The organism is Bacteroides sp. BFG-606 (genome assembly GCF_024788145.1).
Classification (GTDB): domain Bacteria; phylum Bacteroidota; class Bacteroidia; order Bacteroidales; family Bacteroidaceae; genus Bacteroides; species Bacteroides vicugnae.
In genome coordinates, this window is record NZ_JANUIL010000001.1 from 4,772,531 (window position 1) to 4,795,056 (window position 22,526).

Annotated in this window: 20 protein-coding genes and 2 pseudogenes; all 22 read right to left on the reverse strand. The window is 35.6% G+C overall.

What is annotated here, in order from left to right:
* Positions 1–5: 5 nt before the first annotated feature.
* A pseudogene (locus tag NXV01_RS18115) lies at positions 6–831 on the reverse strand (polysaccharide biosynthesis/export family protein).
* Positions 832–892: 61 nt separating this feature from the next.
* Positions 893–2,299, reverse strand: a complete 1,407-nt coding sequence (locus tag NXV01_RS18120) for an undecaprenyl-phosphate glucose phosphotransferase (protein ID WP_259023016.1) — start codon at positions 2,297–2,299, stop codon at positions 893–895.
* Between the two features lie 36 nt (positions 2,300–2,335).
* Positions 2,336–3,092, reverse strand: a pseudogene (locus NXV01_RS18125) (glycosyltransferase family 2 protein).
* Between the two features lie 175 nt (positions 3,093–3,267).
* Positions 3,268–4,101, reverse strand: coding sequence for an NAD(P)-dependent oxidoreductase (locus tag NXV01_RS18130; RefSeq protein WP_259023018.1), 834 nt, complete (start codon positions 4,099–4,101; stop codon positions 3,268–3,270).
* A 99-nt stretch (positions 4,102–4,200) separates the two neighbouring features.
* Positions 4,201–4,446 (reverse strand): hypothetical protein, encoded by a 246-nt coding sequence (locus tag NXV01_RS18135; protein WP_259023019.1) that lies wholly within the window; start codon positions 4,444–4,446, stop codon positions 4,201–4,203.
* A 673-nt stretch (positions 4,447–5,119) separates the two neighbouring features.
* The gene (locus NXV01_RS18140) at positions 5,120–6,274 is read right to left on the reverse strand and encodes a dTDP-glucose 4,6-dehydratase (protein WP_259023020.1); all 1,155 of its coding nucleotides are present in this window, start codon (positions 6,272–6,274) and stop codon (positions 5,120–5,122) included.
* A gap of 39 nt (positions 6,275–6,313) precedes the next feature.
* The gene (gene rfbA, locus NXV01_RS18145) at positions 6,314–7,219 is read right to left on the reverse strand and encodes a glucose-1-phosphate thymidylyltransferase RfbA (protein ID WP_259023021.1); all 906 of its coding nucleotides are present in this window, start codon (positions 7,217–7,219) and stop codon (positions 6,314–6,316) included.
* Between the two features lie 8 nt (positions 7,220–7,227).
* A complete protein-coding gene (gene rfbD / locus NXV01_RS18150; protein ID WP_259023022.1) occupies positions 7,228–8,136 on the reverse strand; it encodes a dTDP-4-dehydrorhamnose reductase in 909 nt (302 codons plus the stop codon).
* On the reverse strand, positions 8,133–8,720 hold the full coding sequence (gene rfbC, locus NXV01_RS18155; RefSeq protein WP_259023460.1) for a dTDP-4-dehydrorhamnose 3,5-epimerase: 588 nt from the start codon (positions 8,718–8,720) through the stop codon (positions 8,133–8,135). The genes rfbD and rfbC overlap by 4 nt, the downstream gene beginning before the upstream one ends.
* 70 nt (positions 8,721–8,790) lie before the next feature.
* Positions 8,791–9,927, reverse strand: a complete 1,137-nt coding sequence (locus NXV01_RS18160) for a glycosyltransferase (RefSeq protein WP_259023023.1) — start codon at positions 9,925–9,927, stop codon at positions 8,791–8,793.
* A gap of 17 nt (positions 9,928–9,944) precedes the next feature.
* Positions 9,945–11,126: a Coenzyme F420 hydrogenase/dehydrogenase, beta subunit C-terminal domain gene (locus tag NXV01_RS18165; RefSeq protein WP_409012935.1), complete on the reverse strand. Its 1,182-nt coding sequence runs from the start codon at positions 11,124–11,126 to the stop codon at positions 9,945–9,947.
* Positions 11,107–12,279, reverse strand: a complete 1,173-nt coding sequence (locus NXV01_RS18170; protein WP_259023026.1) for a polysaccharide pyruvyl transferase family protein — start codon at positions 12,277–12,279, stop codon at positions 11,107–11,109. The genes NXV01_RS18165 and NXV01_RS18170 overlap by 20 nt, the downstream gene beginning before the upstream one ends.
* The gene (locus NXV01_RS18175; RefSeq protein WP_259023027.1) at positions 12,276–13,229 is read right to left on the reverse strand and encodes a glycosyltransferase family 2 protein; all 954 of its coding nucleotides are present in this window, start codon (positions 13,227–13,229) and stop codon (positions 12,276–12,278) included. The genes NXV01_RS18170 and NXV01_RS18175 overlap by 4 nt, the downstream gene beginning before the upstream one ends.
* The gene (locus NXV01_RS18180; RefSeq protein WP_259023028.1) at positions 13,210–14,307 is read right to left on the reverse strand and encodes a glycoside hydrolase family 99-like domain-containing protein; all 1,098 of its coding nucleotides are present in this window, start codon (positions 14,305–14,307) and stop codon (positions 13,210–13,212) included. The genes NXV01_RS18175 and NXV01_RS18180 overlap by 20 nt, the downstream gene beginning before the upstream one ends.
* A 6-nt stretch (positions 14,308–14,313) precedes the next feature.
* Positions 14,314–14,925 carry an acyltransferase gene (locus tag NXV01_RS18185; RefSeq protein WP_259023029.1) on the reverse strand — a complete coding sequence of 204 codons (612 nt, stop codon included), beginning with the start codon at positions 14,923–14,925 and terminating at the stop codon, positions 14,314–14,316.
* 92 nt (positions 14,926–15,017) lie between these two features.
* On the reverse strand, positions 15,018–16,193 hold the full coding sequence (locus tag NXV01_RS18190; protein ID WP_259023030.1) for an EpsG family protein: 1,176 nt from the start codon (positions 16,191–16,193) through the stop codon (positions 15,018–15,020).
* Between the two features lie 178 nt (positions 16,194–16,371).
* On the reverse strand, positions 16,372–17,139 hold the full coding sequence (locus tag NXV01_RS18195) for a glycosyltransferase (RefSeq protein WP_259023031.1): 768 nt from the start codon (positions 17,137–17,139) through the stop codon (positions 16,372–16,374).
* Positions 17,126–17,779 carry a transferase gene (locus tag NXV01_RS18200; protein WP_259023032.1) on the reverse strand — a complete coding sequence of 218 codons (654 nt, stop codon included), beginning with the start codon at positions 17,777–17,779 and terminating at the stop codon, positions 17,126–17,128. The genes NXV01_RS18195 and NXV01_RS18200 overlap by 14 nt, the downstream gene beginning before the upstream one ends.
* Complete coding sequence (locus tag NXV01_RS18205) at positions 17,767–19,095, reverse strand: hypothetical protein (protein WP_259023033.1); 1,329 nt, start codon at positions 19,093–19,095, stop codon at positions 17,767–17,769. The genes NXV01_RS18200 and NXV01_RS18205 overlap by 13 nt, the downstream gene beginning before the upstream one ends.
* Before the next feature lie 7 nt (positions 19,096–19,102).
* Positions 19,103–19,885 carry an esterase family protein gene (locus NXV01_RS18210; protein ID WP_259023034.1) on the reverse strand — a complete coding sequence of 261 codons (783 nt, stop codon included), beginning with the start codon at positions 19,883–19,885 and terminating at the stop codon, positions 19,103–19,105.
* The gene (locus NXV01_RS18215) at positions 19,882–20,991 is read right to left on the reverse strand and encodes a DegT/DnrJ/EryC1/StrS aminotransferase family protein (RefSeq protein WP_259023035.1); all 1,110 of its coding nucleotides are present in this window, start codon (positions 20,989–20,991) and stop codon (positions 19,882–19,884) included. The genes NXV01_RS18210 and NXV01_RS18215 overlap by 4 nt, the downstream gene beginning before the upstream one ends.
* Positions 20,992–21,009: 18 nt before the next feature.
* The gene (locus tag NXV01_RS18220; protein WP_259023461.1) at positions 21,010–22,410 is read right to left on the reverse strand and encodes a lipopolysaccharide biosynthesis protein; all 1,401 of its coding nucleotides are present in this window, start codon (positions 22,408–22,410) and stop codon (positions 21,010–21,012) included.
* Between the last annotated feature and the right edge of the window lie 116 nt (positions 22,411–22,526).

The window sequence follows — 22,526 nt, forward strand, 5'->3', positions numbered from 1 at the left end:
AATCATTATTTTAAGATATTTACTAATAGGCTGACAATAGATACCAGAATAGAAGTGGCAGAGAACCAAAGACTAGTACTGTTGCCTACATCCGAATTTCGAGCCTTTGCTTTATTGGGAGTTACATAAACAATATCATTCTGTTGCAACCAATAGTAAGGTGAAAGAATGGTTTCAGCATTATTCAAATTAAGAGTGACAATTTGCTGTTTGCCGTTTGCGTCCTCACGAATCAACTTCACATTATCACGAAGACCGTAAACCGTCATATCACCCGCCATGGCCAAAGCCTCTAATAAATTAACCTTCTCATTAGAGATAGTAAAAGTACCAGGACGGGTAACTTCACCGATAACAGATATTTTATAATTTACCATACGTACCGTTACAATGGGAGTCTCCTTCATGTAAGGCTTCAGTTTATCTATAATCAGCTGTTCCGCTTCCCGTTTCGTTAAACCTCCTAACTTCAATTCTCCTAATACCGGAAAATTTATGTTTCCATCATTATCTACCAAATAAGGTTGTAATACAGGCTGAGTAGTCACATAAGACGAAGTACTCACAGCTATTCCGGCATTGCTGGCCACTGTCAAGTTAAAAGGGGTTGCTAATTCAGGGTTAGTACACGATACCACAATGGTCAACAAATCCTTAGGCATGATCTTGGCATCATACAATTTTTCCTGTTGTTCTACCCCGTTCACAACCTCCACATTCTGAAAATATGGAACCTTTTTTATAAGACTGACAAGCAGTCAATAGGAATGGCAACAATAGTAGCCATAATTTTTTTTTGTTAAGTCTTCTCATCATAATTCGTAAATTCATAATTAAACGCCCTTTAATTCCTAATTTTTTATTCTTGTTTTCTTGTTAATTGTTAATTTTATCAATACGCCTCTTTTTCTCCGTGTATGGCATTATACACCGTCTTATACATAATATATAAGTCCAACAAGAATGTCCAGTGTTCTATATACCAGATATCACGTTGCACACGCCCCTCCATCTGCCAAAGTTCTTTCGTCTCACCACGATATCCCGTCACCTGCGCCCAACCCGTTATTCCAGGTTTTACAAAATGACGAACCATAAATTTGTTTATCAGATTAGAATATTCCTCTGTATGCTTCAACATATGTGGGCGAGGACCTACAATGGACATATCACCCTTCAACACATTGATGAATTGTGGCAATTCGTCCACACTAGTCTTTCTCATTATCTCTCCGATACGTGTTTTACGAGGATCATTCTCCGTAGCCTGAAGAGTATCACACTGCGTATTAACCCTCATTGAGCGAAACTTGTAACACCAGAATTCACGACCATCCTCACCACTGCGTTTCTGCTTGAAAAAGATAGGACCGGGAGAACTTAGTTTAATCGCGATTCCGAAGAATATATAGATGAATGGAAAGACTGTAGTAAGAAATAGCCCCGAGCAAATAACATCAAAAGCGCGCTTGATAATACGGTTCTCCAATGACTCCAATGGTTCGCAACGAATGGAAAGTACAGGAACATTGCCCATTAACTCAAAATGCATCCTACGCTTCAAATAATTCCGAACATTAGGAACACTAAAGAAACGGACCAGATGGTTTTCACAGTAATTAATGATAGGAACAATCTCCGCACTCCGCACAGAAGGAAGACTACAATAAAGCTGGTCAATCTCTCCCGTGTGTTTTTCCAGAAAAACAGTCACTTCATTAGGTTGTCCCAAATATGGTATTTCCTGTGGATAACGGTCCGAAGGAAAATCCTCAAAATAACCCAGTATACGGTAACCGGACGTCGGATCATCCGTCATCGCATGATAAAGTTCCTGCATATTCTCATGACTCCCGACCAATACGACCTTGCGAACATTTCCTCCCTTTTTTCGATAAAGCTCAAGGAAATGACGAAAAATTAAGCGGTAGCTGACAATAACAATTATTAAAGCCACATAAAACAATCCGAAATAACGAGAATGAGAGAAATGAAAATGAAAAACAAGCAACATACAAACCGAAAAAAAGACAAAAGGAACCATGTTACGTAAAACACGAATCATGATCTGTTCAGGACGTACCACAGGACGATGAAGAATAACACCTGAATGCATGTTACAAAGCAAATAGCACAGAGTGATAAGAGTCATCCCCTGAAAGATAGAACCGCAATGAGTACACCAAAAACGGGTACCCAGGAACAAATTAAATCCCCATAAAAGCAGGTTCAGCAAAATAAGGTCACCAAATAGGACCAAAGACTTTAGGACTTTGTTAAAACGTTGAACTTCCTGCATACACTTTATTTTACAATTATTATCTGAAATAATTACCTACTTTTTCAGCAATGCCAGTACAAACTGCGGTACTTTCCAAGCCATCTTTTCCAACTTGGTCAGAGTAGGCCATAATCCATGCGAGACATAAACTCTAATGTCCTCTTCCCACATCTTCTTACGTTTAGCACTATCGGTAGAAAGTCCACCCATACGCATCCGCACGACGTATTCATTGAGATATGTCACCGTAAGTCCACCAGTCAACAGATAGCGCACCAGCAAGTCACTATCAGCTGCTATTTTATAGCTCTCGTTATAAAGTCCCAGTCTCATCATCACATCACGTCGGATATAGCAAGTGGGATGAAGAGGAAGCCATCCATGACGCACTTTCCAAAGACGATACCCTCCCCCCAATCCAGTTGCGTACCACTTTATTCGTATCATCAGGATTCACAAAGAGACCATCACCATACAAGAAATCGGCATGTGTCTGTTTCATCCGTTCTACAATGCGCCCAATTACCCCATTATCATAGAAAAAATCATCCGAATGCAGCAATCCAATTATCTCTCCCGTAGCTACACGAATACCCTTATTGATAGCCTCATACATACCATGGTCAGGTTCCGATATAATGATCGAAATACGATCTGCATATTCTCGGATAATATCCAACGAACCATCCGTACTAGATCCGTCCACCACAATAAATTCTATGTCTTTATAATCCTGTGTTAAGACACTCTCGATAGCACTCCGAATCGTTGCTGCACGATTGTAGCACGAAGTTATAATTGAAACTTTCATAAAAAACAGCTTTATCCATTAATAAAACATATACTGCCTCTTTTACTCATATTTATGAATCCAATCCAAAGTGACCTTAGTACCCTCTACCCTAGATATCGGCAAATGAGGAGCTATTGATTTTATAGGCTCCAAATTATGAACATTGTCCGTTGTCATATTATGCAGTCGGAAGCTAGTCATAGGGAAAGCGATCCCTATTTTTTTTAAACAATCCCCCCACATATCCCATCCATCGGAAGCAAAAATAAGGGACATGAGGAATTTTAATACCTTCGATATTTGCTATTTCATTAGCCCAATCCGTGATAGAATAAGCCTCATAATCACCTAAGTAATAAATATTCCGATTTACTTTTTCTGGAGAAGCCCGAAGAATTGATTCTATTTGATATATTGCATTATCAATATAACCATAAGTTTTTTTGCAAGCCTTTTCACCCATATGAAAATACATGTGTTTTAGTACAATATGAAAAAATTTATCATAAGGCTCGCCAAACCAAGGTCCCCAAATGCTTGTAGGTCGAATGATACTCCAAGTGTAAGTTATAGGATTGGCCTTTTTAATTCTTCTTTCGGTCTCCACTTTACTTTCTCCATATAGAGTATGAGGTGCATAATCTTCAAAGTCCTTTGGCATATACCCCGGTTCGCAAACATACATAGAAGATGCAAAAACTGCACGCTGTACACTTCCGGCTCCATTTATAGCCGCTAATACATTGCTCACTCCACTCATGTTTGCATCGTAATCTTGAAGCGTAGCACCTCTCAAATCTGTACGGGCAGCCAGATGTATCACAAATTCAGGCTGAAACGCTCTAAATACAGATACGACACTCTCCTTATCACATATATTTATTTGTTTCCAAATGCGATTATGTGCACAGATTTTGGGCTTTTCAATATCAATACTAAGAAGTTCAATGTTCTGATTTAAAAGGAAATGTTCAATAAGATTAGTGCCAATAAACCCACTACCTCCGGTAATTAATATTTTTGTCATCAGAAATTCTTTTAGTTATTTTTATCTATTTATTTGTCTATCATTCAATCGTTTCCATCTACTGAATATCTCAATAAGTATACTAAACATAAAACCTACCTAAAAACCGAACAAAACAGAAGTAATGAATTCAGTACGATCATCCTTGTTTTTAGGAGCTACGCCAACAGCTTGAAAAGTTATTTTACCCTGATTGATTATGAGATCCTTAAAACTATCTCCCATATAAGCTATACAACCGGAAGACACATAGCTTGGTTGAGGATTGATATATTCAATCTTCCAGTTGGATTCATAACTGCGTACGTTGTTACCAAATCGATAAAAGTCGCCTAAAAGAATCATGAAACATGAAATTGCACTTGATGGATTTTATAATGAAAAATCCTAAAGTCCAAATCCAAATAGTAATAAGGATTGCCTGGTTCGGCTATCAAGCCATTCGTCAGTAAGTAAAGATTATCAGCTGCACAAATCGAATCGCCTTTTGAAGTCACTACTCTATGTTGTTATGGTATCAGACACTAAACATACTATCCCTCGCTTCATCCATTATCATCTTTCCGCTGTAAAGACTATCAACAATAAAAGAAGAGTTGGCATAAGGATACTTAAATACTTGAACTAAAGTAGTGTCCTGCTGTTCATTCATCTGAACAGCTATTTCTAACTCGGAAGAGTCCCCCGTTTTTTTTCTTACGGATTCGCTATTAATATGGAAACAGATATGGGCATACGTGATAGAGTCTCTAAAATCACGAGATTGTGCCGTTATATTGATGTGATAACAAACAGGCTGTATACTAGTTGCACCCTTCCTTCCCACTTAACAAACACAAAATGAGGACTATTAACAGGACTATATGGTAGAGGTCATGAGCAAAGAAATAAGTGCAAGTACTCCCCCTTCTCCCTGTCAAGGATTTGCGAAAGTAATCATAGATACTGATTGCCCGATGAGATAGTTGCGCTCGCAGTCCATGAGTGAAAGAAATGACATGATTCACTTGGTAATCAATCACTTATTAAGGGAATTAGATTGGTAGTCACCAGAGGTGATAGAATCTATCCACTCTTGGTTCTCCAGATACCACTGTACGGTCTTTTCTATTCCCTCCTCAAACTGCAAACTTGGTTCCCAACCGAGCTCTTCTTGCAGTTTACGTGAGTCAATAGCATAGCGCATATCATGCCCCTTGCGGTCGATCACGTATGTGATCAGATTCATATCCTCGCCTTCAGCACGACCAAGCAATCTATCTACGGTATTAATCACCACCTTGATAATATCAATATTCTTCCATTCATTGAAACCGCCTATATTATAGGTCTCCGCTATCTTGCCATTATGAAATATCGTGTCGATCGCACGTGCATGATCCACTACATACAGCCAGTCACGTACATTCTCTCCCTTACCATACACCGGCAATGACTTGCGAAGACGGATGTTGTTGATAAATAATGGTATCAGTTTCTCAGGGAACTGATAAGGACCATAGTTATTAGAGCAATTTGTCACGATAGTTGGCATACCATACGTATCGTGGAAAGCACGCACAAAGTGGTCAGAACCAGCTTTCGATGCAGAATAGGGCGAATGAGGGGTGTACTTCGTTGTTTCCAAAAAGAACTCACTACCATAGGCATGATGGTGATCTGTTGAAGACCCCTTGGTGGTGAACGGTGATTCTATACCTTCCGGAGTCGTTAGTTCCAGTGCTCCATACACTTCGTCTGTAGAGATATGATAGAATCGGCAATCCACCATTTCACTTGCTTCGTTCTTCACCTTCCAATCATTCTCCTCCCAATGAGACTTGGCAGCCTGAAGCAAAGAAAGTGTTCCCATTACATTCGTTTGAGCAAAAGTAAACGGATCTTTGATACTACGGTCCACATGACTTTCAGCAGCCAAATGAATTACACCGTCAATTTTATACTGATCAAACAACTTCATGATAGTTTCAAAGTCACAAATATCAGCTTTCACAAAGGTATAGTTTGGTTTATCTCTAATATCTTTCAAATTAGCCAAATTACCTGCATAGGTCAGTTTATCCAAATTGATAATATGATAATCTGGGTACTTGTTTACAAACAATCTTACCACGTGCGAACCGATAAAGCCTGCTCCACCGGTTATCAATATATTTCTTTTAAAAGAAGCCATTTTTAGATATACAAATTTAGTCTATTACAATTGAATTCATTAATCCAAATTACTCTTACCAGTAGCTAATACTTCATCAACCACTTTGAGTAAATACTGACCATATTGATTCTTCAACATTGGTTGAGCCAATTCACGCATTTTGTCAGTATCAATCCATCCTTGACGGAAAGCAATGCCCTCCAAACAAGCTACCTTCAAACCTTGACGTTTCTCAATTACTTCGATGAACGTACTAGCTTCCGACAGAGAATCATGCGTGCCTGTATCCAACCAAGCAAAGCCACGCCCCAATGTCTGTACTTTTAGTTCTCCACTACTCAGAAACTCTTGATTAACGGTAGTTATTTCCAGTTCACCACGAACAGAAGGCTTAATATTTGCAGCAACATCCACCACCTTGTTTGGATAGAAATATAGTCCCACCACAGCATAGTTGCTCTTTGGTTGCTTAGGTTTTTCTTCTATGCTCAGGCAGTTGCCATCAGCATCAAAGTCTGCAACACCATAACGCTCCGGATCATTCACCCAATAGCCGAATACGGTTGCCTTCTTATCTTCTTCGGCTGTACGCACTGCCTCCTTCAAGAGCGCCGAGAAACCATTACCATGGAATATATTATCTCCCAACACCAAACAAGTAGTATCATTGCCAATAAAATCACGACCGATGATAAAAGCTTGTGCTAATCCATCCGGTGAAGGCTGCTCTGCATACTCGAATTTTACTCCATAGTCAGACCCATCTCCCAACAAGCGCTTGAAACCCGGTAAATCCACGGGGGTAGAGATAATCAGAATCTCACGAATACCTGCCAACATCAACACTGATATCGGATAATAAATCATCGGTTTGTCAAAAATAGGAATAAGTTGCTTACTTACCCCTTTTGTGATGGGATACAACCGGGTACCACTACCACCTGCTAATACAATTCCTTTCATATCAACGGTTATTTAGTTAACTTTTTTACGGCTTCCATATTCGCCATGCACATTTTCAATGAATCAGTCCAATATGGAATACGGACATGGAATGTTTCCTTTACTTTGGTTTTATCTAATACAGAATAAGCCGGACGAGTAACAGAACTTGAGAACTCATCGCTGTGACAAGGCTGAATATCACAATTGTCATTACCGGCAAACTGTGCAATCATCTTGGTAAAATCAAACCATGAGCAAACGCCTTCATTACTGAAATGATAAATACCAGTCTTGCCTTCATACTTGCGCCTCTCAACAACATCATAGATGAGTTCTGCTAAATCACCTGCATAAGTTGGTGTGCCACATTGGTCAAATACCACTTTGAGCACCGGCTTGGTTGCAGTCAGGTTCAACATTGTTTTCACAAAGTTTTTACCAAACTCAGAATATAGCCATGCTGTTCGTAGAATGATATGATTCACTCCCGATGCTATAATATTTTCCTCTCCATGAAGTTTGGTTTTACCATAGACTCCTGTTGGAGTTCCCTTTTGCTCCTCTTTACAAGGTGTATTATAAGGGGCGCCACCAAACACATAGTCTGTAGATACATGGATGAGTAATCCATCTACTTCCTTCATGGCAATTGCCAAATTATTTGGTGCATCCGCATTCAACCTCTCACACAACTCTACATTTGATTCTGCCTTATCCACGTCGGTATAAGCAGCACAGTTTACGATGCACTTGATATCTCTTTCTTTCACTAAAGAACGAATATTATCTATCTTAGTAATATCCAAAATAGTTGTTTCAGTTCCATCAGAAGCCACAACATCAGAGAATATGTAACAGTCTTCCTTTGAAGATTTACTCACCAATCGCATCTCGTTTCCAAGCTGACCATTAGCACCTGTAACCAGAATATTCATTGCGTTGAAATTTGCTTATATAAATCTACATTAATAGCAAAAGGCGAATCAAAGTCTTTCAGCAGAGGATGCTTAGTATCTTTCTCGCTCAATATAATATGTTCTCTAGGAATCCTCCAATCAATACTTAAACTATCATCAAGTATCGAAATTCCACCTTCCGATTCTGCATGATAGAATTCATCACATTTATACTGAAATACAGCAGTTTCACTTAACACAGCAAAACCATGTGCAAAACCACAAGGAATAAAGAACTGCCGATGATTTTCCTCTGTTAGCTCTACAGCTACATAGTGTCCATAAGTAAGAGAACCTTTACGAATATCCATAGCAACATCCAACACAGCCCCTTTGACACAACGAACTAACTTACTCTGAGCATAAGGAGGAGATTGGAAATGCAATCCACGTATAACTCCATAGCTACTCTGACTTTCATTATCTTGAACAAATTTGATAGGACATACTTTCTCTTCAAATTCCCTCTGAGAGAAACTTTCAAAGAAATAACCACGAGCATCCATAAACACACGAGGCTCGATAATTACAACACCGTCAATACTTGTTTTAATTACTTTCATATCCATATTTTTTATTTTATATTCTTATAAACAGAGAAATATGCCCTATAAAAGCCGCACTTTCTATAAGTTAACTATTTTCATTTTTGTCCTCTATTAAATCAATATATGCTTTTTGATAACTTTCAGACATTACTTTAGCTGAATATTTCCTTTGATACAAATCATTCAGCAATCTCCTCGTATTTTCACCATCAAGTTTCAGTATCTCCCCTATTTTTGCACGAATATCCTCCGTATTCCGATTGTTAATTATATAACCAACTTTAGAACATTCATTAAAATTCGCCATTATTTCTTGATGAGAAGGTATGTCACTTAACAACATTGGTAACCCTACAGACATGCTTTCGAGTATGGTATTTGCCAATCCTTCAACGTCTGACGCTGAAATGTAATAATCTACAGCCTTTAAATAATCATACACACGAGTTGTAAACCCTGGCATAATGATATTTTCCGGACATTTCTGCTTCATTGATTTCCACATGGGACCTATTCCCAACATAACGAAACCTATATCATTTCTATTAATATTATTGAAAGCTTCAAATAACACATCTGGATTTTTCTCCTTTGAAAATCTCCCTATAAATATAAAATATTTTACTTTTTCTTTTAATCCCAGCTCTTGCCGCAACTCTTCCTTCTCCTTGCTATCATAATGCCATACAGGCAAAGAAACGCCATTAGGTATACAGTTTATTTCCCATCCTTTAAGATTCTTATATTGTTCACCAACACTTTCTGCACAACCAATCGGTAAATCACACATTCGAGTAAATAGATGATTAAAGCTAATCACTATTTTTCCCATAATCAAACCATACAATTGTATTTGTTGCTCTCCCGGATATATATGAATAGTATATATTTTCTTATACTTCTTTGATAAGAATGGCATTAAATACAATGAACGTGGACAATGAGCATGAATTTCATCGGGGTTTATTTCTTTCAGTTTTCTTTTTAATAGTCCATAAATTGTAAATAATCCATTTTTTTTAATTGACGATAGCTGATAAATCTTGATTGGTAGCTTTTCAAATTCGTCCATGCGACTATTCTCTTTTTCTGGAATGAATGTCACAACAGACACTTCAAATTTATTATAATCAATATATTGAAGAATGTTATAAATAACATTCACAGGTCCCTCATTACAAAGGGAAGACACTAAATAACAAAGTCTTATTTTACGGTTCATATATTTTCTTAGGATAATTAGTGAAGCCTTTTTAATAGTTTAATTAGTCCAAACTTAGCAAAAACAGGCTTTACAATATTTGTAAGCCTCTTTTTCATTGTCATCGGATAATACATCTCTAATAGTTTGTCAAATTCATACTTATGCATATCTTTAAAAAACTGCTCTCTGCGTGGATTTGGCATTGTGCAATTAACAGCAAGTTGACCATCCAAATTGATAGCTGTTTCAATAGACGCCTCTGTCCAATTCACACTAGGCTTAATCGTTTCAAAGAAGTGAAAACCTTTCGTACTCTGCACTATTACCCATGTTGTCCCCAAATCATCATCCATTTTCTTACTGACCTCATTGACATGCCAACAATCAAAAATCGTAAAATCGGAAATACGTTTAACCGTTTTGAATTTACAATGAAAACAGGAAGGTCTTGTGTTTATGTCATCAAAAAATAATTTCTTATAGAATTGGATGTCTCTATCCAAATATTTCATCTTTCCACCTTCAAATTTCATAGCCATTGTTGATCCTGCATAACCGAAATATTTATTTCTGAACGATACAAACTTCAATGTACCATACTTTTTACTCAAATGAGCAATAAACTTATTCCAGAAAAGTGGACTTGGTATGCCGTGGCATACCAAGTCCACTAGGAATAAATTGTTGCTAGGATATAATCCACCCAGTGAATTAACCAAACCTTCTATTTGGCAGGGCGTACCACTAAACATGACCATCCTTCCATTTTTCAGATCTTTTTTTACTAAAGAAAAAATCTCACCCATATCACTTTGCACATATTTTGAGCCACGTAATTCCTCCAGTCCTGTAAGACTTTCTACACGAATATGCAATACGTGAAAATCAGAGTTAAATGCACCACCATAGACAACACCACCATGTTCTAAAATGTATCCAGCCAATGCTGAAAAAGCTCCGCCAGAAGCACTGTTTTCTCTAATAGATAAAACTTTGTGCTGAACTGCGTATGCCTTGGGTTCAAAGCTTCCTAATTTCACAGGATTCAAAATAGGGCATACTTTTTCGCATAAATGACATTCTATGCATATACTCGTATCAACTTTAGGATATAAATATCCTTCTTCATCAGCTTCCATATTGATACATTTCTTAGGGCACACAGACAAACAAGCTGTGCATCCGCAACAATCTTTTTTATTTATGATTTGAATCATAAAAACAAGCTTTCTTCAGTGACTGAATTAAATAATCTCTACTGTGGTCTTTTATTTTTTCTATGTTTTGATATACTAAATCAAAATCAATCTCTCCGTTTATGCATTCTTTGATATTTGCTGAAGCATTTATATATCGATCTGTTGCCCCAACAAGATTAAGCAGTGAAACTATTCTTGAATTCGTTGATGACTTTTTCGATGACTCAAAGCGTGAAAATGTAAAAAAACGCTTTTTATATAACAAAGAAAATATAGTTCCGTGAAATGAATCCGTCAACACATATTCAGCATTCGCTATAAGATTAACAAATTCGGCAGGTCCAACATTGAATGGCTTATAATCACCAAACTTTATATCAGAAATAATTAGTTCATCCAGATGTTGCAATACCACAATCTCATAACCGGTCTCGACCTTAAATCTATTAGCAAAATCTCTATGTTGTGGATTATTACCCAAAAAATAGCAAAATATATATTTTCTACCGACAAAAGACTTTTCTCCAGCTAACTTATCCCAATATTTTTTGTCAATTAATAAAGTGGGATCACAAACCAATTCGGAATCACGTCCTGTCAAACACTTGATTATTTGCACTCCTGTCGTTTCTCTTGTTGACAAACATTGAATTCTATTCAAATACTTTTTCGTTTTCTCTATTTGAGAATCCGGAATACTTGAAACGCCAAAACTTGATGCATAAGAAATTCGGAATTTGCTTTCATCTGTAAATAACAAATTAAAGAAATCCGTACCTATGTTTATGGGATTCCAAACTTGGTCACTACCAATAATAAATATATCATATTCATTATTGGTCTTTTTCAAATCTTTCCATCCTAAATAATTTCGAGAAAATTTAAAATGTTTTTTTTTGAATTCTTGAAATTTCTTATTGCGAAGAGATAACCCTTCAGCTATTTCTTTATGAAATAACTTGCAATATATGTCTCTAAACAAAACTTGACCTTTCATTATTACAAGAGGAACATTCAACAATCTTACCAGTTGCTTGCCATCCTTTTTTTTTGTATAGAGAATTATTTCATTATCCACACCTATCACATTCAAGTAGGTATGCAATGCATACGTTTGTAACAGACTTCCATAATTTGGATTATGCACAGAAACCAAGCCTATCTTTTTCATAGTTTAGCTTTATTATAAAATCGAATGAATATTTCTTTAGGACTTTTTTTAGAGAATATTATTTGGATTGCATTCAAATAAGACTTCGAAAAGAGGGCGGATTTAGTATCATGCCTTATGAAAAAAAACATTTTCCATCCCATATAATAAATAGGAAGAAACAGCAATAACAAACAGCTTATTATTAACCTATTAATAAAAGAAGTTCTTCCATAAAATAAAATTTCCCCTCTTATTTGAGCAGGTTTTGTAGCATACATTGTTTTCGACCAACTACCACCTCCTGTATGTGTAAGTTCCAAATCCGCATCCACGAAGCATTTATATCCCCATTCATTCAGTTTGGTAGAAAGTGCGATGTCCTCAGGACAAAAGTAATACTCTTCATCAAACCAACCCATTTCCTTGAAAACAGAAGTTTTTATTAGAAAACATGCCCCCGAAATATTATACGTTCGGAACAATCCCCTTCCATTGGTATACTTCGAACGTTTTTCATACACACCTATCAATTTTATCCAATATAGAAAATAAGTCACTAAATTGTATTTAGGTTTACCACATCTCTGTACTGTTCCGTCCGCATTTAATGTTTTAGGGCTGATAATTGCCACATTTTTATCCACTTTTTTAAAATCATCCACAAGACGGTCTATCACAGGTCCCGAAAAGTAGGTATCATCATTTACAACAAAACAGTACTTGCCACTTACTTGCTCCAGTGCTAAATTATTGTTTTCCGAGAAGCCTCGAAGTTCGTTGCTTACAATTACTTTTACTGAGGGAAAATCGGAGTGTAGTCGTTTCAAGTTTTCCTCTGAAAACAGAAAAGCCACTACAAATATCTCATAGTCCACTTGTGTGTTGTGAATGATACTTTGCAGACATGGATAAAGATTTTTCAAATTGTTCATACAAACGATTACAACACTAACCTCCATATGCTTCATGATTTTCATTTGTATCAATCACTTCCTTAATAGCCTCCAAATAGCCCGTTCCGTTTTTCAAATCCGGCTCCAAATGATTCCCTTCAGCCCATTCATTCCATGCATTAATGAAAATGAAATTTTCCTCTTTTGAGAATGGTTTGAAATGGGTATAAACATGAGAAAGCCACTTTTTGAAAGCCGCAGGAGTACTATGCGTAAAAGCAAAAAAATGTCCATTAACACGACGTGGTGAATTATCCCACGAAGGACATACACTTGGATACCTTTTATAATCCACGGCAATAGATTGCGTACATAGATAATTAACATATTTGGTATAGTTAACAATCTTATTGAATATCTCTTTGTGCAGAAACTTTCTACTTAAATTATACAATAGATTCGAATAGCGTCCGAACTTACCCAAATATAATGGTTGAAATTCTACAGCAGCATCTACTGTTGGAGTCAAATATTTCTTATCACGCGATTCACCCGCTTCAAAATGACAAATGTAAAGTTTCATACCCACCTTTTTCGCTTCGCTCTGCCATGTTTGTGCTGTTTTTTCAAAGCTTGGAATTAGATGTGCTTTGTAGACGCAAATCACAGGTTTCCCATCCACCTTAATATATCTATGGTCTTTAAAGAACGGCAACAAATAGTTGAAGTGGTTGATATCGTCCTCTTCGCTATAATGTTGCTCGATAAGCGTTTTATTAAAACCACCAGACCAATTCCTTGACCAATTTTCATTAGCCCAACAAAACATAAAAGGGAAATCTTCTTCTTTATTCTTGAGCATTTCTTCAACAGGACGTTCCATTATCAATTTTCCGTTGAACCAATAATGATAATAACAAAATCCATAGACTCCATACTGCTTTGCCATCTCTTGTTGAGCCATACGACACTCTTTCAACCGCAAATCATAAAAGCCCAAATCAGCAGGTATATGAGGCTGATAATGTCGCCAAAATCTCGGTTTAGCCTTAGCCACATTCCGCCATTCAGTAAATCCTTTCCCCCACCATTCGTCATTTTCTGGAAATGGATAGAATTGGGGAAGATGAATTGCGATGATTCTTTTCTCCATAAATATTTATTTATTAAATATGATATCTTCTCTTGACCATGTGATATTTTCTTTTATAACTTTAGCTGGCATCCCCACTGCTAACACTGAATCGGGAATTGACTTCGTCACCAATGTATGAGAACCAATGATTGTATTGAAACCGATAGTAACTCCCTTCATTATCGTAGAATTAGGAGCAATCCAAACATGGTCTCCAATATTCACATTTTTGGCCGGATTTATTCTCTTTTGCGTTTTCATATCCCAAATGGCATGAGAATCACTTGTTCTGACAATAATCATATTGGAAAACATACAATCTTTACCACATACAATTTCAGAATTATCTTCTTGTGCATTGAAGTGAACCTTTTGGGTGAAAGTCGTGTTATCACCCACTATAATTTTGCAATGATTACCTTCAATCCAAAAGCTACAATTTTTTCCAATGCGAACCCTCTCACCAAATTCTATCACATTATCCTTTCCTATAATATGTATAGAAACATTATTCAAAAAACTTCCAGCTCCAATTATCAAACAATTATTAGCTCCACGCACCATTTTTTTTATCTTATAGCAGCCTCCCCGATTGTTAATTTTTAGAACATTTCGAGACAGTAATTGTCGCATCATTTTTTTGTATGTCAACAGATTCCACATCAGACAATTGTTCTGCTGTAATATCTGTTTGCAAATATTTTTTATATCAAACATGATTCTATGATTTATTTCATATCTTTTATCCAATAAATATATGGATCCAAATAATCACGTCCATTACTGTCCCATATATATAAGAAGTGATCTGGTGTATCATAAAAAGGGGTAAATAATAAAACCCTGAAATAATTCAATATTATCAAAAAAGATAACACCAGCATATACTTATTTTGAAAAATAAGTATACGTTTTCTTACAATCTCTTGTACTATATAAGCCAGTATTACAAATTGGAACAACGTAAACAAATTATTATAACGAAAAAGTAACTCTATTTGTCTACATATTGGATAAGTAATAAAACCTAGCAAAAACAAGTTATATAAATAGATGAATTTACTATTTAGATATTTAGTTAATTTATATCCAAACCATATATTCACTAAGAACAGCAGAAATTCATAATATTTAGGAAATGCCGATTTAGTATTACCTGCATATCCGCCCATAAGCCAATACTCCGCATTACGCACATAATAATCCGTACGCTCATTTATAGAGATAAGATTCATTATATCTATAAATCTCTCCATAAATGAAGTATTAAAGACTAATGCTATTGTCAAAAATATAGCAATCGACCAATAGGGTTTTAAAAGAGGCTTATTTATAAAGAATAGTGCGAAATATACTATTATTATAGGAAATAAGCCCAAATGTATAAGACAAGCAATAACAGATAGAGCAATAAATATAAAAACTGATTTTCTATCTCTTTTATCCAATATAAAAGACAAGCCTATTAATATGATAGACCATCCCAAAAACCATCGCATTAGATTCTCAGCAGGCATAGTAAAGACTGCAAATAGAGGTAATGCCCATTTAGAAACATCCTTGAAGTTATTTACAAAAAGAACTCCAGATACAATAAGAGCAAGACTCATAAGAAAAACATATCCTTGCCATGGAATATCCATACTCCCTAAGAATTTTGCTATCTCAGCAAAGCAGATATCCCAAGTAGATTTATGAGTATTTACTACATATTCATATTCACGAGCATAATAATTATAATCTAATCCTCTACCAAACCGAAGTCCTTCATTCAATGAAAATGCAATTATTCCCAGCAATGACGCTTTTACAACATTATTCTTTCTTTTGCTTATATTCCTTCCAGAAATAAATAATAAAAAAAGCATTATAACATATAGGCATACGTATACAAATGCTGTCATCTATCTAATTTATTTAATATCAATGAAAATAATGCAATAGGAAGCAATAAATATAAACTTCGTTTTTTCTTTAGTATTGATTTTAGATACATCTTATCTACACCATTTTTATATATAGACAGTGCATTCGACACAATACCTGTATAAAGTGAAACCCTCTTTATAGAACTCCTCTTCCCTATTTTTTTTCCAAAATCGCATTTATAATATATCTTTTTATATCCATATAACGATTCTGAACAAATGAAAGATTAGAATTCATTTCACTGTTTTCTGAATATCTATAACATCCGGTTTTTTCTGGTAGAAATACAGCATTACCCATGCTAGCTGCAACTAAAAAATACAGATAATCCATGCCTTTCGAGGATTCTTTCATTATGTCACTATCAAACACTTCCCGACGAAAGCAAGTTGTAAGGGTCATTATGAAATTTCCTTTTACAATCAACTCTTTCAAGATATCGCCACTATGTGATTTCGTTAGAAATTCTTCATATTTCTCTCTATACATATCTACGCTTTCTGAATCAACGGTTTGAAAGCCTGTATAAACAAAAGAAACATCAGGGTTAGATTCTAAAATATCTACTTGTTTCTGTAACTTTAAAGGATCCGTCCAATAATCATCACCCTCACAGAAAGCAATATATTTACCAGAACATGCTGTATTCATGATTTTACGTATAGAACCATCATGTTTAGAATATTGATTTTCTTTCTCAAATATAGGTTTTATAATTTCAGGATAACTCTCTGAATATTTTTTGATTATACTGACCGTATCATCAGTTGAAGCATCGTCATGGACTATTACTTCAAAGCGAAATTTTGTTTTCTGCATTACAAAACCATCCAAACATTGCCTGATATATTTCTCTTGATTATATACAGCACAACGTATAGATACCATTATAGGAGTTTGATTATTTTTATTTATATTCATGCTTCTCTATAATTCTAGCCGGACTTCCTGCCACGACAGAGTATGCCGGTATATCACGGGTGATTAAACTTCTTGCTCCGATATATGCAAATTTACCAATAGAACTAACTTTGCCGGAAATTGATAAAGCTCCTTGCCCTATAAAAACATAATCCTCTACATCTGTATATGCTCCAACTACGGCCATTCCTGCAATAAAACAGCTTTTTCCTATATGAGTAGAATGTGATATATTGACATGGGACAATAATACAGTAAAGCTATCTACGGAAGAATCAGCTTGTACATACGTAAATGGAGAAATATATACTCCCACAGAAGATATTTTAGAAAATCTTGATATAACAGCCATAGGATGTATTAAAGTCGGAACTTTTCCTCCCATATTAATTATTCTTTCGGAAAGATTTGTTCTTCGTTCATTATCCCCCATTGTAAGTAAAAAGTTCATACCATCCAAGCTCCCTTTTGAAAGCAAGTCATTAAAAGAACCTATAATTTTAAATCCGTGATCTATTTGACCTGTTTTATCACCATTATAGTGGTAAAGACCGCCTACAACATAACCACAGGATTCAGCAAGATCTATAAAAACGGGAGTGTTATGTCCAATCCCCAAAGCATATATTATTTTTTCCATTCATTTATGACAGACTTACGTTTCCCTGAATTCAGCACAGGAATATCATTAACTTGTTCTATACTGATAATAGCAGATTGACCAAGATGTTTTTTTAATATGCCAATAGGCGATTGAAGATAATCAACTGCAGATTTTTCATTCCTCATTATTACTTTTAAGATATACTCATTTTGAGACTTTTGAATGAACTGCCATTGGGATATATCTTCATAGTGTTTCAATATACGACCAATCACCATGGGAGATAAAGGTATATTATCAGTCGTATAACAAACATCAAGCCTCCTTCCATACAATTTTTGCAAAACAGGATATCCGTTGCTGAACTCATCAGGTTTTGATATGATACCAACATCTCCATTATCATACCTAATAATCGGAAAAGCATGATTATGAAAATCTGTTATCACGATTCTACATAATTCTCCAAATTCTGCAGGTTCATCACTGTCCATTTTTAAAAACTCAAAGTAATAGCCTGCATTATTAAAGTACATCACATTATCACTTTCTTTAGTAGGGATGCGTTCTTGGGCAAGAATTCCACATTCTTCATTCGCATACTGTGATATAATCTCACAATTTAAGTATTTCTTAACCAATGCCCGAACATCATCATGTAAAGCCTCACTCCCTGCTATACATATTTTTAAAGACGAATGTTCTATAGGATGTTCTATGACATATTTTGCAATTATATCAAATGAAGAGGCATAACCACGTAAACAAATTGCATTACTTTCTATAATCAGCTTGCGCAATTCTTCGAGTTTGTCATCACTAAGCTCAGAAATATCAAACGGTATAATATTTTCTGATTTTATTTGCTTAGTAGTTTTTTCCTGCCATTTGTTCCATGCCCTAAGGTGTATTAGCTTTTCATGCGTGTTAAATCCAACGATACGCCCAAAATATTTCAATTCAGCAATGCGCCTTTGTCGTTTCATTGTATCTTGCGGAACAGCGAAAGGAGTTCCTGTAGAACCAGAAGTTCTCTGAATATGAACCGTTCCATTTTGGTGATTAATTTTATCTTCTGGGACTCGAATCTGATTGTAGCTATCAATGTACTTCGATTTATTCATAATGGGGAAATCTGATAAATTATCCGATTTTACAGTATAATAAAACGGACAATTTTTTATAGCAAAATTCAGTATGTCTTTTAGCTTCTGCTCCCTTATCACTTGCCCCTCTATACAAGAATGTTCTGATATATATTCAATTTCTTTATAAGGTTTACCTATAGGTGAACCGAAAATGAAATCATAAAACCAAAATTTTTTTCTTAAGAATAATGCATTAATATCCATTTAACAACTATTTCTTATAGAATTTAAACATAAACGCATAAAACAATGGGCCAAAAGCATTCCAATTATGTCCTTCCCCTGGTATGTCAATAAATGCAGACTCTATTTTATTATCGTTCAATAATATTCTACGGTATTTTATTGCTCCTCCAGCATTAGCTATCAAAGCATCATTATCCCCTGTGGCAAAATAAAAATTAAACGAATTAGAGGGTTTAAGATTAAATTTCTCCTCTTCTCCTTTTCCGTTAAGCATGTCAAACAGTAATACACTTGGTGATATAGCTGCTATCGTTGCTATCATATCTTGAAAAATGCAACCAAGAAAAAGAGCACACATTCCCCCCATTGAATTACCAGCAATTGCACGATACTCCCTATCCTTATAAACATTATATTTACATTCAATAGAAGATACCAATTCTTGAAAATAATATTTCATAGCATAATAATCAGAAATCTTCTTACTATAATCAGCTCTTTCGTCAGTCAAAACTCTAGGCATTACAACAATAACATCATTGACGAATTCTTTCAAATTACCAATTATTATGTCTACATGATTCTTCATCCATTCTTCATTGCACCCTGCACCATTTAGCAAATATAAGGTAGGATACAATCGATGGTTATCATAGTCAGGGGGCAAAAGCACTTGGGCACTGTACTTATCTTCATGGTAATTCAATTCTTCCAACTTACCATATCTTATATTTTGCCTTTTCTTATTAAAATCAGATGGAATCTCAAGTATCTCCTTTGTTGAATTCCACGTATAAATTACCTTCATTTTTTTATTATATTTATAATACGTTTAATATCTTCATCACTCAATGCATGATGCATAGGCAAGCATATAACACTATCCGCCATTTTATGCGCATTAGGCAGATTCTCAGGTGTGGCACTTTCCAGTCCTTTATAAGTAGAAAATTCACTAATTAATGGATAGAAATATCTCCTACCAAGTACATTTTCAGTCTTCATTTTTGCATATAAATCATCACGCGTCATGCCATATTTTGCCGCATCAATGAAAATTGGGAAATAGCTATAATTATGTTGTACGTTTGGCATATCATCAAAAAATGTGATGCCTTCTACAGAACATAAAGCATCTCGGTATTTATTAGCTACCTGACAACGGGCTTCAATCGCAGCGTCCACTTGCTTTAGATTAAGTAATCCATAAGCAGAACGCACCTCGTCCATTTTACTATTAATGCCTGGTCCTACAACTGTTATTTCATTTGCAAAACCAAAGTTTTTCAAATAATCAATACGCTGTTTAGTTTTAGCATCGTGCATTACCATGGCACCACCTTCTATCGTATTGAAGACTTTGGTAGCATGAAATGACAAGGTTGACAAATCACCGGCATTCAATATGCTTTTGCCATCCACTTTAACACCAAATGCATGTGCTGCATCATAAATTACTTTCAAGCCATATCGATCTGCTATTTCTTGTATACTTCTCGTATCACAAGGCTTTCCATATACATGTACTGGCATAATGGCTGTAGTTTTGGGAGTAATAGCTGCTTCAATCTTATTTGGATCTATATTACCCGTTGCTGGGTCTATATCGACAAATACAGGTTTAATTCCATTCCACCAAAGTGCATGGGTCGTTGCGACGAAACTATATGGTGTTGTAATTACCTCACCGGTAATACGCAGTGCTTGCAAGGCTGTAATTAATGGCAAGGTACCATTGGTAAACAGACTTATGTAAGGGACACCAAGATATTCAGCCAAGGCTGACTCTAACTTCTTATGATAAGATCCATTATTGGTAATCCATTTACTATCCCAGATTTTCTTGAGTTCGGCAGTAAAGTCATCAAGATCTGGCAGTAACGGTGAAGTTACTGTAATCAATTTATTATCCATATATGTATGATTTGATTTCTATTTTCGTTTCATTTTATCTAAGATCCTGATAGCTATCATTTTAAATTCTAAGTACTCAATTGGCCTTGTCGTTTCACAAAGAATAAAGAATAGAGCTACACCTACTAAAAATTGAATAGCAAGAACTGCACAACAAGAAATCGGCAAGTATTTAATGAAATAAACACTTACAGCAATTATAGTAGCAAGCATGAATGAAAAGTAGATGTCCTTTATTTGCATCCATGTACTATAATGTAGCTTCTTACCTGTATAATAGGAATTCATAAAGTAAGCTATCACACCAGTTATAATTAAACCTATCAACATTGCTTTGATACCGACAAAAATCCCCAAACAAATTGGTCCTATTGATATTATTTTTTTTATAATTTCAAGATATAAGATTATGTCACTTCGACCTTGAACCTGTAGCATGTTCAGATTAATGGCATGAAGAGGAAATAAAGACATTGAAATGCAAATAAGTGGAAGATAGGTGGATGCCTCCAACCATTTTTTTCCAATAAGGCAAAGAATCAGAGGTTCTGAAATGGCTCCGATAAAAAACATACAAATTGATGTAATAAACATGACAACCTTTATAACCTTACGATAAGCAGCCACCATTCGTTCTTCATCGTTCTGTATTCCAGAGAGTACAGGATAACTTACTCGCTGTACTATCATTGTAAAGTTCTCGGAGAATATTCGCGCATAGTCTTTAGCCCTTGTGTATTGTCCCAATGTTGCAGGATTATAATATTTTCCAACAACTACTTGATATAATTGATTCCAAATATTATTCAGAAGTCCAGATAATAGCAGTTTCCAACCAAACCCCCACATATAACGAAAACTAACCATACTGAATCGTAGTGATGGCCACCATTTGTTGAATATCCATAGGAATATGGTATATAAAGTTTGTTGCAAGATTTTCTGAACGACTAAAGCCCAAACACCAAGCCCGATATAGGCACAAAAGATACCGACAATCCCACTAGTGACAGACGAAATGAATGAAACTTTAGTTTTTGTCTTAAAATCGATTCGCTTAGTCAGAATGGTGTATTGCGTCAATGACATGGCATTGATAATGAGTATAAAACCCATTGTCGGTAAAAGTCGTCTCAACTCCTCTCTGGCAAAGAAATCAGCTATTAATGAAGAGGAAAACGTCAATCCAAGATACAATATGACACTGCAAAACAAGTTGGTATAGAACATAGTGTTATAATCATCATCTACAGCATCTTGCTTGCGTATGATAGCTGTTGAAAAGCCACTATCTACAACACCATTAAGAACTATCACAAAAATCATTACTATTCCAATGAGACCATAATCTTCAGGCGACAGCAATCGTGCCAACACCAATCCCAAGATAAAAGAAACACCTTGTCCCAAAAAAAGCATCAGCAGCACTCCATCCAGCTCCTTCTATTGTCTTGTCTTTTAAATTTTCTATTGACATTTATTTATCGAAAATATATCTTCTCGCGACCAAGAGATACTCGTTTTTACACTTTTTG

Bases quoted from the DNA above. Each gene is read 5' to 3' on its own strand.
- NXV01_RS18120 (WP_259023016.1), bottom strand. From the start codon at position 2,299: ATGCAGGAAGTTCAACGTTTTAACAAAGTCCTAAAGTCTTTGGTCCTA.
- NXV01_RS18130 (WP_259023018.1), bottom strand. From the start codon at position 4,101: ATGACAAAAATATTAATTACCGGAGGTAGTGGGTTTATTGGCACTAAT.
- NXV01_RS18135 (WP_259023019.1), bottom strand. From the start codon at position 4,446: ATGATTCTTTTAGGCGACTTTTATCGATTTGGTAACAACGTACGCAGT.
- NXV01_RS18140 (WP_259023020.1), bottom strand. From the start codon at position 6,274: ATGGCTTCTTTTAAAAGAAATATATTGATAACCGGTGGAGCAGGCTTT.
- rfbA (WP_259023021.1), bottom strand. From the start codon at position 7,219: ATGAAAGGAATTGTATTAGCAGGTGGTAGTGGTACCCGGTTGTATCCC.
- rfbD (WP_259023022.1), bottom strand. From the start codon at position 8,136: ATGAATATTCTGGTTACAGGTGCTAATGGTCAGCTTGGAAACGAGATG.
- rfbC (WP_259023460.1), bottom strand. From the start codon at position 8,720: ATGAAAGTAATTAAAACAAGTATTGACGGTGTTGTAATTATCGAGCCT.
- NXV01_RS18160 (WP_259023023.1), bottom strand. From the start codon at position 9,927: ATGAACCGTAAAATAAGACTTTGTTATTTAGTGTCTTCCCTTTGTAAT.
- NXV01_RS18165 (WP_409012935.1), bottom strand. From the start codon at position 11,126: ATGATTCAAATCATAAATAAAAAAGATTGTTGCGGATGCACAGCTTGT.
- NXV01_RS18170 (WP_259023026.1), bottom strand. From the start codon at position 12,279: ATGAAAAAGATAGGCTTGGTTTCTGTGCATAATCCAAATTATGGAAGT.
- NXV01_RS18175 (WP_259023027.1), bottom strand. From the start codon at position 13,229: ATGAAGCATATGGAGGTTAGTGTTGTAATCGTTTGTATGAACAATTTG.
- NXV01_RS18180 (WP_259023028.1), bottom strand. From the start codon at position 14,307: ATGGAGAAAAGAATCATCGCAATTCATCTTCCCCAATTCTATCCATTT.
- NXV01_RS18185 (WP_259023029.1), bottom strand. From the start codon at position 14,925: ATGATGCGACAATTACTGTCTCGAAATGTTCTAAAAATTAACAATCGG.
- NXV01_RS18190 (WP_259023030.1), bottom strand. From the start codon at position 16,193: ATGACAGCATTTGTATACGTATGCCTATATGTTATAATGCTTTTTTTA.
- NXV01_RS18195 (WP_259023031.1), bottom strand. From the start codon at position 17,139: ATGAATATAAATAAAAATAATCAAACTCCTATAATGGTATCTATACGT.
- NXV01_RS18200 (WP_259023032.1), bottom strand. From the start codon at position 17,779: ATGGAAAAAATAATATATGCTTTGGGGATTGGACATAACACTCCCGTT.
- NXV01_RS18205 (WP_259023033.1), bottom strand. From the start codon at position 19,095: ATGGATATTAATGCATTATTCTTAAGAAAAAAATTTTGGTTTTATGAT.
- NXV01_RS18210 (WP_259023034.1), bottom strand. From the start codon at position 19,885: ATGAAGGTAATTTATACGTGGAATTCAACAAAGGAGATACTTGAGATT.
- NXV01_RS18215 (WP_259023035.1), bottom strand. From the start codon at position 20,991: ATGGATAATAAATTGATTACAGTAACTTCACCGTTACTGCCAGATCTT.
- NXV01_RS18220 (WP_259023461.1), bottom strand. From the start codon at position 22,410: ATGCTTTTTTTGGGACAAGGTGTTTCTTTTATCTTGGGATTGGTGTTG.